This is a genomic window from Glacieibacterium arshaanense (genome assembly GCF_004681125.1).
GTDB classification, from domain to species: Bacteria; Pseudomonadota; Alphaproteobacteria; order Sphingomonadales; family Sphingomonadaceae; genus Polymorphobacter_A; species Polymorphobacter_A arshaanense.
Window position 1 is genome coordinate 507,149 of sequence record NZ_SIHO01000001.1, and the last position, 14,958, is coordinate 522,106.

At 64.2% G+C, this 14,958-nt stretch carries 13 protein-coding genes; 8 read left to right on the forward strand and 5 right to left on the reverse strand.

The features are described 5' to 3' along the window. Together EUV02_RS02325 and EUV02_RS02330 are read right to left on the reverse strand one after the other, a co-directional pair. On the reverse strand, positions 1–2,973 hold a 2,973-nt coding region (locus tag EUV02_RS02325), incomplete at its 3' end, for an nSTAND1 domain-containing NTPase (protein ID WP_341533698.1). 2 nt (positions 2,974–2,975) lie between these two features. Further along, on the reverse strand, positions 2,976–4,691 hold the full coding sequence (locus EUV02_RS02330; protein WP_166430466.1) for a CHAT domain-containing protein: 1,716 nt from the start codon (positions 4,689–4,691) through the stop codon (positions 2,976–2,978). 745 nt (positions 4,692–5,436) lie between these two features. On the opposite strand from EUV02_RS02330, the gene EUV02_RS02335 reads away from it, so the two are divergent. The 8 genes from EUV02_RS02335 to EUV02_RS02370 are packed head-to-tail and all read left to right on the forward strand — an operon-like array spanning position 5,437 to position 11,738. Then, positions 5,437–6,249: a phytanoyl-CoA dioxygenase family protein gene (locus EUV02_RS02335; protein WP_135244607.1), complete on the forward strand. Its 813-nt coding sequence runs from the start codon at positions 5,437–5,439 to the stop codon at positions 6,247–6,249. 55 nt (positions 6,250–6,304) lie between these two features. After that, on the forward strand, positions 6,305–7,066 hold the full coding sequence (locus EUV02_RS02340; RefSeq protein ID WP_135244608.1) for an N-acyl homoserine lactonase family protein: 762 nt from the start codon (positions 6,305–6,307) through the stop codon (positions 7,064–7,066). After that, positions 7,059–7,577, forward strand: coding sequence for a prolyl-tRNA synthetase associated domain-containing protein (locus tag EUV02_RS02345; protein WP_135244609.1), 519 nt, complete (start codon positions 7,059–7,061; stop codon positions 7,575–7,577). Before EUV02_RS02340 ends, EUV02_RS02345 begins: the two co-directional genes overlap by 8 nt. Continuing rightward, positions 7,574–8,032: a MarR family winged helix-turn-helix transcriptional regulator gene (locus EUV02_RS02350; RefSeq protein WP_135244610.1), complete on the forward strand. Its 459-nt coding sequence runs from the start codon at positions 7,574–7,576 to the stop codon at positions 8,030–8,032. Before EUV02_RS02345 ends, EUV02_RS02350 begins: the two co-directional genes overlap by 4 nt. Before the next feature lie 49 nt (positions 8,033–8,081). After that, complete coding sequence (hppD, locus tag EUV02_RS02355; protein WP_135244611.1) at positions 8,082–9,155, forward strand: 4-hydroxyphenylpyruvate dioxygenase; 1,074 nt, start codon at positions 8,082–8,084, stop codon at positions 9,153–9,155. Continuing rightward, on the forward strand, positions 9,152–10,444 hold the full coding sequence (gene hmgA, locus EUV02_RS02360; protein WP_135244612.1) for a homogentisate 1,2-dioxygenase: 1,293 nt from the start codon (positions 9,152–9,154) through the stop codon (positions 10,442–10,444). The genes hppD and hmgA overlap by 4 nt, the downstream gene beginning before the upstream one ends. Then, positions 10,441–11,442 (forward strand): fumarylacetoacetate hydrolase family protein, encoded by a 1,002-nt coding sequence (locus tag EUV02_RS02365; protein WP_135244613.1) that lies wholly within the window; start codon positions 10,441–10,443, stop codon positions 11,440–11,442. The genes hmgA and EUV02_RS02365 overlap by 4 nt, the downstream gene beginning before the upstream one ends. Continuing rightward, on the forward strand, positions 11,439–11,738 hold the full coding sequence (locus EUV02_RS02370; RefSeq protein ID WP_207790091.1) for a putative quinol monooxygenase: 300 nt from the start codon (positions 11,439–11,441) through the stop codon (positions 11,736–11,738). The genes EUV02_RS02365 and EUV02_RS02370 overlap by 4 nt, the downstream gene beginning before the upstream one ends. Here the strand turns inward: EUV02_RS02370 and EUV02_RS02375 are convergent. Genes EUV02_RS02375 through EUV02_RS02385 form a run of 3 tightly spaced genes read right to left on the reverse strand, consistent with a single transcriptional unit; the run spans position 11,711 to position 14,933 of the window. After that, the gene (locus tag EUV02_RS02375; protein ID WP_135244614.1) at positions 11,711–13,033 is read right to left on the reverse strand and encodes an alpha/beta hydrolase family protein; all 1,323 of its coding nucleotides are present in this window, start codon (positions 13,031–13,033) and stop codon (positions 11,711–11,713) included. The genes EUV02_RS02370 and EUV02_RS02375 overlap by 28 nt on opposite strands. Next, complete coding sequence (locus EUV02_RS02380; RefSeq protein WP_135244615.1) at positions 13,026–14,027, reverse strand: 4-hydroxyproline epimerase; 1,002 nt, start codon at positions 14,025–14,027, stop codon at positions 13,026–13,028. Before EUV02_RS02380 ends, EUV02_RS02375 begins: the two co-directional genes overlap by 8 nt. Next, entirely contained in the window at positions 14,028–14,933 is a 906-nt protein-coding gene (locus tag EUV02_RS02385; protein ID WP_135244616.1) for a dihydrodipicolinate synthase family protein, read from the reverse strand. It lies immediately after the preceding gene. Between the last annotated feature and the right edge of the window lie 25 nt (positions 14,934–14,958).

Consider the following 14,958-nt stretch of genomic DNA (forward strand, 5'->3'; position numbering starts at 1 on the left):
CGTCACGATGGTCCGGCCGTCGGGGCTGAAGGCGGCACTGGTGACCGCATCGCTATGTCCCACGAGCTTTCGCAATTCGCGCCCGCTGGCCACGTCCCACAGCCGCGCGGTCTTGTCGGCCGACGCCGTCACGATGGTCCGGCCGTCGGGGCTGAAGGTGGCACTACGGACCCAGCCCTGATGTCCCACGAGGTTTCGCAATTCGCGCCCGCTGGCCACGTCCCACAGCCGCGCGGTATTGTCGTACGACGCCGTCACGATGGTTCGGCCGTCGGGGCTGAAGGCGGCACTGTTGACCCGAACCTCATGTCCCACGAGCTTTCGCAATTCGCGCCCGGTGGCCACGTCCCACAGCCGCGCGGTCTTGTCGGTCGACCCCGTCACGATGGTCCGGCCGTCGGGGCTGAAGGCGGCACTTCTGACCCACTCCTCATGTCCCACGAGCTTTCGCAATTCGCGCCCGCTGGCCACGTCCCACAGCCGCGCGGTCTTGTCGGTCGACCCCGTCACGATGGTCCGGCCGTCGGGGCTGAAGGCGGCACTGCAGACCGGCACCTCATGTCCCACGAGCTTTCGCAATTCGCGCCCGCTGGCCACGTCCCACAGCCGCGCGGTATTGTCGGACGACGCCGTCACGATGGTTCGGCCGTCGGGGCTGAAGGCGGCACTGGAGACCGCACCATCATGTCCCACGAGCTTTCGCAATTCGCGCCCGCTGGCCACGTCCCACAGCCGCGCGGTATTGTCGGACGACGCCGTCACGATGGTTCGGCCGTCGGGGCTGAAGGCGGCACTGTAGACCCGATCCTCATGTCCCACGAGCTTTCGCAATTCGCGCCCGCTGGCCACGTCCCACAGCCGCGCGGTCTTGTCGGTCGACCCCGTCACGATGGTCCGGCCGTCGGGGCTGAAGGCGGCACTTAAGACTAGGCCGTCATGTACCACGAGCTTTCGCAATTCGCGCCCGCTGGCCACGTCCCACAGCCGCGCGGTATTGTCGTACGACGCCGTCACGATGGTTCGGCCGTCGGGGCTGAAGGCGGCACTGTTGACCCGAACCTCATGTCCCACGAGCTTTCGCAATTCGCGCCCGGTGGTGGCATCCCACAGCCGCGCGGTCCTGTCGTTCGATGCCGTCACGATGGTCCTGCCGTCGGGGCTGAAGGCGGCACTGTTGACCGGGCCGTCATGTCCCACGAGCTTTCGCAATTCGCGCCCGCTGGCAACGTCCCACAGTCGCGCAGTGTAGTCGTCCGACGCCGTCACGATAGTCCGGCCGTCGGGGCTGAAGGCGGCACTGGAGACCTGATCTTGATGACCGATGAAGCGTCTAAATTCACGATGCGCGGCTGCTTGCGCTAGAGCAACACTTAACAGTGGTTCATCCCAGTGTGTAAGAAACAGCGAAATCGGGAAGCGTCCAGCCGGATCTGCCTTCGCAATCCGTGCCATGGCGGAGGACGGGTCGGCGTCTGCTTCCTGTAACGCGAGAAGTGCGCTCGCCTGGATCAGCGCCTTTTCCGCGTTGAAGAAGGAGCGTCCTGCCAGCGCGGTCAGCAGCAACATCACCAGCGCTGCGGCCGCAACCCAGCGTGTGCGCTGCTTCGCGACATGCGCAGCGCGTTCGTTGGCCGCCGAAAGCGCCCGCTCGCGCGCCAGTTCGGCCTGTCGTCGCGCTTCTTCTGCGGCTTCGGCCTGCGCCACCTTTTCGACACTGCCGTTGTAAAAGTCGTACTCTGCGGGCGACAGGCGCAATGTTGCAAACGTGCTGCGTACCAGCGTCGTTTCTTCGGCATTGAGCCAGGTGCCGGTCTGTTCGAACGCTGACAAGCGGTCGCGGATGATCTTTTCGATCTTGAGCGCCGCCTTGCTGTCGGCGCTACGCCGGTCTGCGACGCGCAACGCCAGACTGTCGTGTGCGAGTTCAAGCAGGCCGTCGGCGTCGCGCAGGATGCGCGATTCCTGCAACTGCTGCAGGCAATAATCGTCCGCGGCATCCTCGGCGCCGCTCAGGTCGCGCACCTGCGCCTTGTCGCGCGGGATCTTGGTGCCTTCAAGCGTTGCAAATTCTTCGAGCAGATGCTGCACCATCAACGGCGCGACGCCCGGAAACTGCGCCGCCACGCGCGCCTGGATCGCGGCGGTCTGTTCGTCGAGGAAACTGCCAAGCACGTCGTCGATCTGCCCGGTGTGCGCTATGAGCGTTTCGGTAAAGACCACTGGCCCATCCTCATCCGCGGCGACCGCTTTGCGCCACAGCGAGTCAAGATAGACCTGCAGAAACGCCAGTTGTGCGCCGCTGCGCGGCCCGAGCTGCGTCATGATCCGCGACGCGGTCGCATCCCCATTTTCCAACGCAATGCCATAGGCCGCGCACATGTTGACGATGACCTGCCGCAACATCTTTTCGCCCATGGGCTCGATACGGATGCGGTGATCGAACAGTGTCGGCAGTGCTGCCTCGAACGCCCGCAACTGCGCGATATACTCCTCGCGAATGCTCAGGATGATCTTGCAGTTTACGTCGGAGGCGACGATCGTCTGCAGCGTCGCGATGAACTCGTTCTGCTCGGCCTCGCTGCCGAAGATCAACAATTCCTCGAACTGGTCGAAGATCAGGTAGATCGGCCGAAAATGATCGCGGAACAGCGCCTCGATGGCAGCGAGCGGCGCGACGTCGTCGGGAATCTTGCGCTTGGCGTGGTTGCGGATTTCATCGTGGAGCGACTGCTTTATCGAGCCGCGGCGGCGGACGAAGACCTCGAGCCAGTCGGTGGGGCGGAAGCAATCGGCAAGGCCACACTGGATGATGCTGGTCTTGCCGGTGCCCGACGCGCCGTAGACCAGAATCAAAGATGACTGGAACGTCAGCTCATAAAGCGCCTCGACCTCGGGCGTCCGGCCAAAGAACACATTGGCGTCATCGCGGTCATAGGCATCGAGGAACTTGAAGGGCGAAGGACGCGGCACCATGGCTAAAGCTGCCGTTCGATGGTGCTGCGGAAATCCAGGATCTGATCGTGGATTTCCGGATAGGATTGCGCGTCGATGTCCATCGTCCGCTTTTCATTCTCGATGAACCGGAAGACGCTGCCCTCGGCCTGACGGCCTGCGAAAAAATGCAGCTTGGAGCCGCTTTGCCCGTTGAGGGCGTTCTGATCGATGATGAACGGTGTCAGGTTGATCCAGCGTGGGCTGCCACCCTTCATCCGGTCCATCAGCAGGACTGAGTCATTATCAGCATAAAAGTCGTAATTGACCGCATTGTCTTTGCTACTGACCGTGGAAATTTGCGCCAGCCGCACCTTCAGGTGGCGGAATTGAATGACCTTCATCCGTGATTGCAGGATTTTGATGTCCTTGAATGCTGCCAGATCGTAGCCGGTGATGAAGGCGAACGGGGCCAGGAAATGGGCCAGTTGCGCTTCCGTCTGAGCGCAGAGTGCGTCATCGGCCATGTCGGCAGGAAAGTCGGCAAGCCGCCCCTGCAAGGCTTGCAGCCCTGCACGGGCTTCGGCCACCGCCGGCATCGACAGCGCTTGCGAAAGGTCGGCACATTGCGGTGGAAACGGGGTCACGTCATTGACCCGCAGCGATTCCAGTCCGGCCAGGATCAAGCCGACATAGTCGAACGTCGGGTCGTCATCCGCCACCAGCTTTGAAAAGTTGAGCACGATTTCACGCTGGTCGGTCGCCCACTTCCATTTGTTGTTGGTGCGGACGTTTTCCCAAAGCTGAATCATCACGACGAAGGCGAAGAATTTGCTTGTCGCCTTGTAGAGTCCAACAGCATCGGTCAACCATTCGCGCCCGGCATTGGAATCGGCGTTGAGGCGGCGGATGCCGAGCCCGACTGGAAAGGGAAATGCCTTGGCAACTTCTTCCCAGGTGGCGTCGATATCAATCGGTTCCCCAGTTCTGCCCGCATTCCGGATGCAGTCCTGAACTTCCCAGCAGTAGGGCGCGGCGGCTTCGAATAGCCGTGGGCCCAGCACCGTGTTGAGGACATTGGCACGGCCGCGTTCGGGTTCGGGAAGCGCGATCTTGACCGTGCGGGTATCTTCTGTCGGTATTTTCCAGTTGAGCACATCGCCGGCCGAGGGGCCGACATGCAGTGCCCAAAGCATGATCGGATCGATCGGCTCGGCGCCCAGCCGCCCGATGCCCCGCGTTTCCATGATTGGTGCCGCGTCACCCGACCTCGATTTGACCTCGGCTGCGGCGTCCAGAAATGCATCCTGGATGCACCTGCCACCGCCCAGCGATCTGTAGAACGAAAGTGCGAAATCCCGCGCGATCTCGTCATTGACGGGAGCAGCCGTGGCTATGACGGCCTTGACTCCGGCCGCCAACAGCAGCTCCACGTGACCGACAGTCGAACAGGCATTGAGAAACACCAATTGCAGACCGCGTTGACGGCCAAGGAAATCTGCAAGGCCTTCAGCATGGGCGACTTCGCCAGCCCCGTCTACCGCCTTCAATTCAAGTGTGCTTTTGCTCGCGTGCCCGCCATAGTGGAACACGGCGCCGCGCCCGTCATTGCGGATGAACAGCTGGAAAATGTCGGCGATTCCGGAACTGGGCTCGATGGCGAAGTCGATCGAACCGCGCGCTTTAGCGGGATAAAGGGCGTCGGTGATGCCTTTGCGCTCGGCATTCAGTGCTGGCAGCCCGTCGTCGGCAAATGCCATCAGAACCACCGGCTGTGTCATTGGTCATTTGCCGGCAGATCTGAATCGCTCATTGTAGAAGTCGCCCCCGCCACTTCTTCGATTGTTATCAAAATGACAGCAAATAGAAAAACATAATTTCGTTTGCATACTATCGCCGAGAGAACGGGGCAGATGGCGTGTACGGATATGTCATGTGCAGCTGTGTGAATTTGCCTAGCCGACTTGACGTTTCACCCGCTTCAATATCAGGGATGCAAGGCGATTTTCCGCTGAGAGTGCCGATCACACAGTAGGCGGCGCACCCCCAAAACCGCCCGCAGGTTAAAGCGGAATGACCGCTTTCGGGATCGACCTAGATGCCGTTGAACGACTGATTTGGAGCGCGAAGCTGCCGGGCAGCTTTTGGCCCCGCAGGCACCGATTGCGCTATCTGAGGGTTAGCCAAAACCTAAGAGTTCCCCAACGATTCCAATCCGTGAGTTTATGTAGTTAGCCAAATTAACTCATTGAATCATATACATTTGTGCAGTCCCGTAGGGATCACCATGCACCGGGCTCCAGTTTTCAGCATTATGCGGCGGCGGTACCATTTGTTTAGCGCACCGAAATGGCATGATCCTTTAACGTTCAGAACTCGAGTCTGGGATGACTGGCGTCATTCAACAAGAGTGCGGGCATTAGCTTTCGCACGGGGCTCAGCTTTAAGCGATTTGCCTTGGCTGATGCGCACTATAAGCTCGGCGGAAACTGGGGAGGGTGCTGAATGACCGATTGGGCGGAGAAGCGCGCAGCTTTCCAGCGTGATGGCGTGGTTCACATTCCCGGGTTGCTAGGTCGCGACCAACTTGAGGCGGCTTTGAAGGCTTGGGAGTGGAGCCTCGCGAATCCGACGCCGCGGAACGCACCGTGGTTGAAGCGCGACGGCAAGCCGCTGTTCTACAACGATTCCTTTCACCCCAATGTGCTCGATGGGTATCGGGAAATGCTTGAGGGCTCGCCAATCCCGGAAGCATGCGCGCAGATATGGGGAACCGATCCCGTCTGGTTCATCTACGAGCAGGTGTTCCTGAAGGAGGGCGGCGACACGCGGCGCACGCCCTGGCATCAGGATGGATCCTATATTCCGATGGATGGCGAGGACACGGCGGTTGCCTGGATCACCTTCGAGCCGTTGGCCAAGAACGACAGCCTTGAGTTCATTCCGGGATCGCACCGCGGCCCGATGTACAACACCTCGGCGTTCGATCCGAAGGACGATACGCGGCCGATCGACGAGCGACTACCGTTGCCGCGGCTGCCCGACTTCGAGGCCGAGCGCGACAGGCACAGCATCGTCTCATGGGCGGTCGAACCGGGCGACGTCATCTTTTTCCACTTTCGCACCATGCATGGCGGCGCGCCGACGCGGCCTGGCCAACGTCGGCGCACGCTGACATTACGCTTCTTCGGCGAACGGACGCATTACGATCCGAAGGCGGCTAAGTCGCTGCCGAATTTTCCCGATATGGCGACCAAGCTGAAGCCGGGCGACATCATGCGCGCGCCCGGATTCCTCCAACTGTATCCCAAGCCTTAGGCGGGGGCGCTGGAGCAGCTTGCGGCCCAAACGGTGCCAGCCTAGCAATAGCCTTATGAAGATGCATTTCCTGTCGGGCGGGCGCCTGCGCATGCGCCAACGTACTTACTATCCAGGCGCCGACCGTGATGCGCTGTTCGAGCTGCCGGTGTCGTGCACGCTGTTGCGCCACGCGCAGGGCAATGTGCTTTTCGACAGCGGTTGCCACCCCGGCGTTGTCGACGATGCAATGGGGCATTGGGGGGCGCTGGCGGCGCGGATGGAGCCGCTGCATGCGGCCACTGACAATGTCGTGGCACAACTGGCACTGGCCGGTGTTGCGGCGGACGATATCGACGCGGTGATCTGCTCGCACCTCCACACCGACCACTGCGGCTGCAACCGGTTTTTCCCGCGCGCCAGCGTCATTGTCCATGCCGCCGAGCTTGCCGCGGCGCGTGCTGATGCCGACGCTGCCAACGGCTATTACGCCGCCGACTGGGACACCGGCCAAAGTTTTGACGAACTGACCGGCGCGCGCGACGTGTTCGGCGACGGTGCGCTGACGCTGCTGCCGCTGCCCGGCCATTCGCCGGGGATGACAGTGGCGCATGTCGTGCTGCCGCGTGACGGGGCGTTCGTGCTGGCCTCCGACGCGGTGCCGGTGGCGGTCAACCTCGACCAGCGCTTCGCGCCGCGCAACAGCTGGGACATGGAATTGACCATGGCGGGTTTCGACGAAATCGCGCGGTTGCAGGCGGATGGCGCGCAGGTCATTTACGGTCATGACGATGCCCAGTGGCAGGCATTGCGCAAAGGGGCCGAATGGTATGAATGACACTGCCACCGCGCAGTCGCCAGCCGAAGCGCGGCTGCATGCGGCGCTCGATGCGCTGGGCATCGCCTGGTCGCAGGCCGAGCATGACGCGGTGTTTACTGTCGAGGAAAGCGCCCATCTCCACGTCGCGCTGCCGGGGCTGCACAGCAAGAATCTGTTCCTCAAGGACGCCGGCGCGCGCTTCTGGCTGGTGACGGTGCCCGCCGATTTGCGTGTCGACCTGAAGGCGCTGCCCACGGTCATCGGCAGCAAACGGCTGAGCTTCGGCAATGCCGTCGACATGGAGCGGCTGCTCGGGGTGACGCCGGGGTCGGTGACGCCGCTTGCCGCGATCAACGACGGCGAGGGCGCGGTGACGGTGGTGCTCGACCGTGCGGTGGCAACGGCGCCGTGCTTCCATGTCCACCCGCTGCGCAACAGTGCGTCGCTGGCGCTGGCGGGTGCCGATCTGGTGCGCGCGCTCGGCGCCTGGGGGCATGTGCCGGCGGTCGTCGCGGTGCCGGGCCTGTGACCGACAAACTCGGCCTAGACTCGTTTGTGCCCTACCGGCTGTCGGTGGTGTCGAACCTTGTCAGCGACGTCATCGCGCAGTCGTACGACCGGCTGTTCAACATCAGCATCGCGCAGTGGCGTGTCATCGCCGTGGTGGGGGAGGCCGGGCGGCTGACCCCGCAGGCGATCGGCGCGCGCACGCGGATGGACAAGATGACCGTCAGCCGCGCGGTCAAGCCGCTGATCGAACGCCGGCTGCTGGCGCGCGAAGACAATGCCGACGACGGCCGTTCGCATCTACTCAGCCTGACCGACACCGGCGCGCGACTCTACGCCGATGTCGTGCCGGCGGCGCGCGCGTTCGAAGCGCAGATGCTCGCCGATTTCGCACCTGCCGAGGTGGCAGCACTGATGTGTGCGCTCGACCGGCTCGAAGCTGCCGCGGCCCGGCTTGAGATGCCGCACGACAGTTGATGTATTTGGTAACGTATGTTACTAGATGTGCGGATAGGGAGAATTCCGCATGACTGATGCTGCACACGATAATCCTTTGGGTCTCGACGGGTTCGAATTCGTCGAATTCACTGGCCCCGATCCGCAGGCGATGGCCGACATGTTTGTCGCGATGGGCTTCACGCATCTGGCAACGCACAAGTCGAAGCCGGTGCGGCGTTACGCGCAGGGCGACGTCAATTTCCTGCTCAACATGGACACGGTGGGGCAGGCGGCCGAGTTCCGCAACGCCCATGGCCCGTCGGCAAACGCCATGGCGTTCCGCGTGGCGGACGCCGGCAAAGCGCTGGCCGAAGCGTTGAAGCGCGGTGCGAAACAGATTGTCGGCCCCGTCGGCCCGATGGAGCTCAACATCCCGGCGATCGAGGGCATCGGCGGCTCGAACCTGTATCTGGTCGACCGCTACGGCGCGCACGAAATCTATGACGTCGATTTCGTCACTGAGCCAGGCGCGGTGCGTGACAGCAATTCAGTCGGCCTGCACACGCTCGACCATTTGACGCACAATGTCGGGCGCGGCCGCATGAACCATTGGGCGGCGTTCTACGAGCGCATCTTCAACTTCCGCGAAATCCGCTATTTCGACATCGAGGGCCAGGCGACTGCACTGCTCAGCAAGGCGATGACCGCGCCCGACGACAAGATCCGTATCCCGTTGAATGAAAGCCAGGACGAGCACAGCCAGATCGAGGAGTTCCTGCGCGAATATAAGGGCGAGGGCATCCAGCATCTGGCGCTCGCCACCGACGACATTTTCGCCACCGTCGACAGGTTGCGCGCGCGCGGCATCGTCTTCCAGGACAGCCCCGACAGCTATTTCGACCTGATCGACAAGCGCCTGCCCGGGCACGACCATGACATCGAGGAAATGCGCAAGCGCCGCATCCTGATCGACGGCTCGCCCGAAACCGGCGGCGGCTTGCTGCTGCAGATTTTCACGCAGAACATGGTCGGACCCATCTTCTTCGAAATCATCCAGCGCAAGGGCAATGACGGGTTCGGCGAGGGCAATTTCAAGGCGCTGTTCGAATCGATCGAGCTCGACCAGATCCGTCGCGGGGTCATCCCGGGGACGAAGGCGTGAGCGCCTACCAGACCGGCTTCGGCAACCATTTCAGCACCGAGGCTGTTGCCGGCGCGCTGCCGATCGGCCGCAACTCGCCGCAGCGGCCGGCTTTCGGGCTCTATGCCGAGCAATTGTCCGGGACGGCGTTCACCGCGCCGCGTGCCGACAACCGCCGGTCGTGGCTGTACCGGCTGCGGCCGACGGCGCTGCACGGCGCCTATCAGCCTTACACCGGCGCACCTGACTTTGACGCAGCGCTGCCCGATGTGCCGCCGTCGCCGAACCGACTGCGCTGGTCACCGCGCGCCGCCGTCACCGGCACCGACCTGATCGACGGCACCGCAGTGATGCTGGCGAACGGCGACGCAACCACCGGCGCCGGCGTCACCGTTGGGCACTACGGGGCGACGCAGGACATGGTGGGCCGCGTGTTCCTCGATAGCGATGCCGAGCTGCTCTTCATCCCACAGACCGGCAGTATCGACTTCCGCACCGAATTCGGCCGGCTGGTCGTGGCGCCGGGTGAAATCGCCGTGCTGCCGCGAGGTATGCGTTGGCGCGCGCTGCTGCCTGATGGGGCGGCGCACGGATATGTCGTGCAGAATTTCGGCGCCGATTTCCGGCTGCCGGAGTTGGGCCCGATCGGTTCGAACGGCCTCGCCAATGTCCGCGATTTCGAAGTGCCAGTGGCGGCGTTCGAGGACGACGACACCCCGCACCAATGCATCAACCGCTACTGCGGCGCGCTGTGGGTGGCGGACGTACCGCACAGCCCGCTCGATGTGGTGGCGTGGCACGGCAATCTCTCGCCGTACAAATATGACCTGGCGAAGTTCAACACCATCGGCACCGTCAGCTATGACCACCCCGATCCGTCGATCTTCACCGTGCTGACCTCGCCCAGCGACACGCCGGGCACTGCCAACGCCGATTTCGTCATCTTCCCGCCGCGCTGGATGGTGGGCGAGGACACGTTCCGGCCGCCGTGGTTTCACCGCAACGTGATGAGCGAAGCGATGGGGCTGATCACCGGCGCCTATGACGCCAAGGCCGGCGGTTTCGCACCGGGCGCATTGAGCCTGCACAACCGCTTCACCAGCCACGGCCCCGACCTTGCGAGCTGGCGCGCGGCCACCGATGCCGACCTGCAGCCGCACAAGATCGACAACACGATGGCGTTCATGGTCGAAAGCCGCTGTCCGCTGCAGCCGACGAAGGTTGCGCTGGCCTCGCCGGCGCTGCAATCTGGCTATGACAGCGTTTGGGACGGGTTCCCGAAAGCGCGACTTGGGGATGTGAAACCATGAAGCTGGCATCGTTGAAGCATGGTCGCGACGGGCGGCTGGTCGTGGTGTCGGACGATCTGGTGTGGTGCGCCGCGCCGCCGCCGGCATGGCAGACGCTGCAGGCCGCGCTCGACGACTGGCACCATGCCGAGCCGATCCTGCGTGGCGTCGCCGAAAGCCTGGCGCATGACGCGGTGCCGCACAGCCGCTTCCATGAACGCGCCGCCGCCTCGCCGCTGCCGCGCGCGTTCCAGTGGGCCGACGGCTCGGCTTACGTCAATCACGTCGAGCTGGTGCGCAAGGCGCGCGGCGTCGAAATGCCGCCAAGCTTCTGGGAGGATCCACTGATCTATCAGGGCGGCTCCGACGGCTTTCTCGGGCCGCGCGATGCCATCCCGCTCGCCGACACCAGCTGGGGTTGCGACTTCGAAGCCGAGGTGGTCGTGGTGACCGGCGATGTGCCGCTCGGTGCAGACTATGCGACAGCGGCCGCGAGCATCCGGCTGGTCGGGCTATGCAACGACGTCACGCTGCGCAACCTAATCCCTGCCGAGCTCGCCAAGGGGTTCGGGTTCTTCCATGGCAAGCCCGCAACCGCGTTTTCGCCGGTGTTCGTGACGCCCGATGCGCTGGGTGCGGCGTGGCGCGACAACAAGCTGCACGGCCAGCTCAAGGTCGATTTCAACGACGCGCCTTATGGCCGCGCCGATGCGGGCGAGGACATGACCTTCGACTTCGCGCGACTCATCCAGCACGCCGCGAAAACCCGCGCGCTCGGGGCCGGCACGATCATCGGGTCGGGCACTGTCTCGAACCGCGACAGCGACGGCGGCCCCGGCCGGCCGGTGGCCGAAGGCGGGCGCGGCTACAGCTGCATCGCCGAACAGCGCATGGTCGAAACCATCGCCAGCGGTGCACCCAAGTCGGCGTTCATGACGCACGGCGACCGCGTCCGCATCTGGTTCGACGACGCCGGCGGCCACCCGCTGTTCGGCACCATCGAGCAGGTCGTGGCGTGACAATCATCGTTCGCGGTGACGTGACCGCGCGTCCCGAAAGCTTCGAACGCTTGCTCGAAGCATCGCTCGCACATGTTGCGCGCTCGCGCACCGAGACAGGCTGCGTCGAGCACGGCGTCGCCGTCGATGCCGAAAACCCGCTGCGGCTGGTGTTCTTCGAAATCTGGTCCGATGCCGCTGCGCTCAAGACACACTTCGCGCAACCTGGCTCGGCCGAGTTCATGGAAGCCGTCGCCGAATTCGCCGCAGACCGCGGCGGGCTTCACATCTATTCGGCGGACCGCGTCAAAGTCTGACCGGGCGCAGCGTGGCGCAGTTCGAGCCCCGTCGCATGGCCCTTCAGAAAGCCCTTCCATACCGTCACGCCGCCGGTGCCTGGGCTGTAGCCGGCGTAACGTGGCACCGCATCGGCGGCGCCCGGCGTCACCGGCCAGACGCCGTCATCCGAACTGACCACCGGCACGTCGAGATAGGTACCCATCGCGGCCTCACCCTTGAGCGTGCGGGCCAGGAATGCGGTGATGAAGTGCTGGTTGATGGCGTTGACGCGGCGCTTGCGCCACACCGCATCCTCGAACCAGTCGAAGTCCCACAATGTCGAGGTCATTTCGGGCGGCGCCGGGTTGAGCCCGATGCTGTGCCCGGCCTCGCGGAAGGTCAGCAAATAGCGGTCGGCGCGCGGCGTTGCAGCGAAGAACCCCGCTGCGCCCTTGTCATAGCCGACGACCTTGTCGCGGTTGCCGGCGATGAACAGCAACGGCACCGAAACGCCCGCCAGCCCGTCGCTGCCCCAGATGTCGAGGCCGTTGCCGCCGAACGGTGAAATCGCCACGACCGCTTTCAATCCGGCGACCTGCAGCGTGGCGGGGTTCTTGGCCAGCGTCACCAACTCGCCGCCAGGCACGCCTTTGGCGAGCATCCCCACCGGATCGATCGCGGCGCCCGCCACTGTCAGCACGCCGTAGCCGCCCATCGAATAGCCGATCAGCGCGGTGCGCGTCGGGTCGATCAGGTCGGGCAACTGCTTCTGCAGGCTGGCGGCGACAAAGGCGATGTCGCGCGGCCGGTTGACCAGCGGCCCGACGAACTTGGCGCGGTCGGCGATATCGGGGTCGTCGTGGCGGATCGCAGCGACGACATAGCCCTTCGATGCGAGGTTTTCGGTGAGCCAGCTTAGCGCCGCAGTGACATTGCCGTAGCCGTGGCTGAGCACCACCAGCGGATAGCGCCCCGGCGCCGGCTTGGCATTTTCGACCGCGATGCCCGGCACGCTGAACGCCACCGGCGGCAGCGGCGGCTCGGCGGTCATTGCGGCGCGGTAGGTGACGCGCGCGGCTTTGCTGGCTTGAGCGGGATAGAAGATATCGACCTTGAGGACGCGGTCGTGGCGCGGCACGACGCCGGTCTTGGGGTCAGTCGCCAGCACGTCGGGCTGATCCTTGTTGACCAAAGTCAGCGTCCGCACGCCGACCGCTGCCGCGCCGAGCTTCGCCAGTTCGGGGGCATCGACTTCGGGGATGCTCGGCGGCGCGACCGATTGTGCTAGCGCCGGTGCGGCGAGCAGCAGCGCAACCGCGGCAAGCCTAAACAAGCTGGAACCCCGCGGCGAACGGCTGTTCGCTATCGATCCACAGCGTGTTGAAGCCGGTGGTCCAGGCGCTACCTTCGATGCTCGGGATGATCGCGTCGAAGTCGCCGACCTTGGTGTGCGCTTCGACGCGGCCGATGAAGCGGCTGCCGATGATGCTTTCGTGGACGAAGTGGTCGCCGATACCCAGACGGCCGGTCGCGGCGAGCTGCGCCAATCGCGCCGACGTGCCAGTGCCGCAGGGCGAACGGTCGATGGCGCGGTCACCGTAGAACACGGCGTTACGGCCGTTGGCGTCGTTGGCTTTGGGTACGTCCGCCCATTGCACATGGCTGACGCCGTTGATGCGTGGGTCGTCGGGGTGAACGGGGTGGAACACCGCGCGCACCGCTTCGCGGACCTTCGGGCTGAGTTCGAGGATGCTTGCCGCACCCAGCGCGTCGATGCCGGGATAGCCCGGTTGCGGTTCGACGATGGCGTAGTAGTTGCCGCCGTAGGCGACATCGAGTGTCAGCGGCCCCAGCCCTTCGACCTCGATCTTGAGGCCGCGCGCCGCGAGGTAGGAGGCGATGTTGCGGATCTTGACCGAGGTGACCTTGTTGCCATCCTGTACATAGTCGATCTCGATGATGCCGGCGGGCACCTCGACACGCAGATGGCCGGGCGCGCGCGGGGTAATCAGACCGTGCTCGAGTCCGAACGTCACCATGCCGATCGTGCCGTGGCCGCACATCGGCAGGCAGCCGCTGGTTTCGATGAACAGGATGCCGAAATCGGTGTCGGGCAGCGTCGGCGGATACAGGAAACCGCCTGACATCATGTCATGGCCGCGCGGTTCGAAGCACAGCCCGGTGCGAATCCAGTCGAAGCGCTCCATGAAATCGGCGCGGCGCTCGGACATCGAATTGCCGCGCAGCAGCGGCGCGCCGCCGGCGACCAGCCGCACCGGGTTGCCCGCGGTGTGGCCGTCGATGGCGAAGAAAGTGTGGCGCGTCATTTAAAGCGCAGGGCGGGTGGCGGCGGCCTTTTCGACCATCGCGGTGACTTCGGCACGGCGTGCACCGGTCAGCGGCATGCGCGGCATGCGGACGCGTTCGGAACCGCGGCCCATGATCTGCTCGGCGAGCTTGATCGACTGCACCAGGTCATGTTCGGCGTCGAGGTGTAGCAGCGGCATGAACCAGCGATAGATGGTGCGCGCCTTGTCCCAGTCACCGGCCTTGACCGCTGCGACCAGCGCCACCGATTCGCGCGGGAAGGCACTGGTCAGCCCCGACACCCAGCCCTTGGCGCCGAGCATCAAGCCTTCCAAGGCGACGTCATCGAGCCCGGCCATCAGCACGAAGCGGTCGCCGAACGCATTGATCAGGTCGGTGAAGCGGCGCGGGTCGGGGGCGCTTTCCTTGACCGCGACGATGTTGGGGATGTCGGCCAGCCGCTTCAGCACGTCGATATCGATGCTGACGCGGTACGCGGGCGGATTGTTGTAGAGCATGATCGGCAGGCTGGTCGCCGCCGCGACCGCCGCGAAATGTGCGTAAAGCTCGTCGGGTTTGGGCACATAGACCATCGCCGGCAGCACCATCAGCGCATCGACGCCCAGTGCTTCGGCATCGCGCGCGAACTGCACGGCGCGTGGCGTGGTCAGTTCGGAGACGCCCGACAGCACCGGCACGCGGCCGCGCACGCTGTCCTGTGCCGCCGCCAGCACCGCGCGCTTTTCATCGGGCTCAAGGCTGTTGTTCTCGCCGCAGGTGCCGAGCAGGATCAACCCGTCGACGCCGTCATCGATCAGCGCCGATTGCACCGCCTTGGTGGCGGCAAGGTCGACCGACAGGTCAGCGTCGAACTGTGTCGTCACCGCAGGGTAGACACCGGTCCAGTCGAGCTTTGCATTTGCCACGGCAGTTCTCCAAAAAGGCCCAGAA

What these genes read in the sequence shown, in the direction of transcription:
- EUV02_RS02365 (WP_135244613.1), top strand. Translation starts at nt 10,441, where the DNA reads ATGAAGCTGGCATCGTTGAAGCATGGTCGCGACGGGCGGCTGGTCGTG.
- EUV02_RS02330 (WP_166430466.1), bottom strand. Translation starts at nt 4,691, where the DNA reads ATGGCATTTGCCGACGACGGGCTGCCAGCACTGAATGCCGAGCGCAAA.
- EUV02_RS02340 (WP_135244608.1), top strand. Translation starts at nt 6,305, where the DNA reads ATGAAGATGCATTTCCTGTCGGGCGGGCGCCTGCGCATGCGCCAACGT.
- EUV02_RS02380 (WP_135244615.1), bottom strand. Translation starts at nt 14,027, where the DNA reads ATGACGCGCCACACTTTCTTCGCCATCGACGGCCACACCGCGGGCAAC.
- EUV02_RS02335 (WP_135244607.1), top strand. Translation starts at nt 5,437, where the DNA reads ATGACCGATTGGGCGGAGAAGCGCGCAGCTTTCCAGCGTGATGGCGTG.
- EUV02_RS02345 (WP_135244609.1), top strand. Translation starts at nt 7,059, where the DNA reads ATGAATGACACTGCCACCGCGCAGTCGCCAGCCGAAGCGCGGCTGCAT.
- hppD (WP_135244611.1), top strand. Translation starts at nt 8,082, where the DNA reads ATGACTGATGCTGCACACGATAATCCTTTGGGTCTCGACGGGTTCGAA.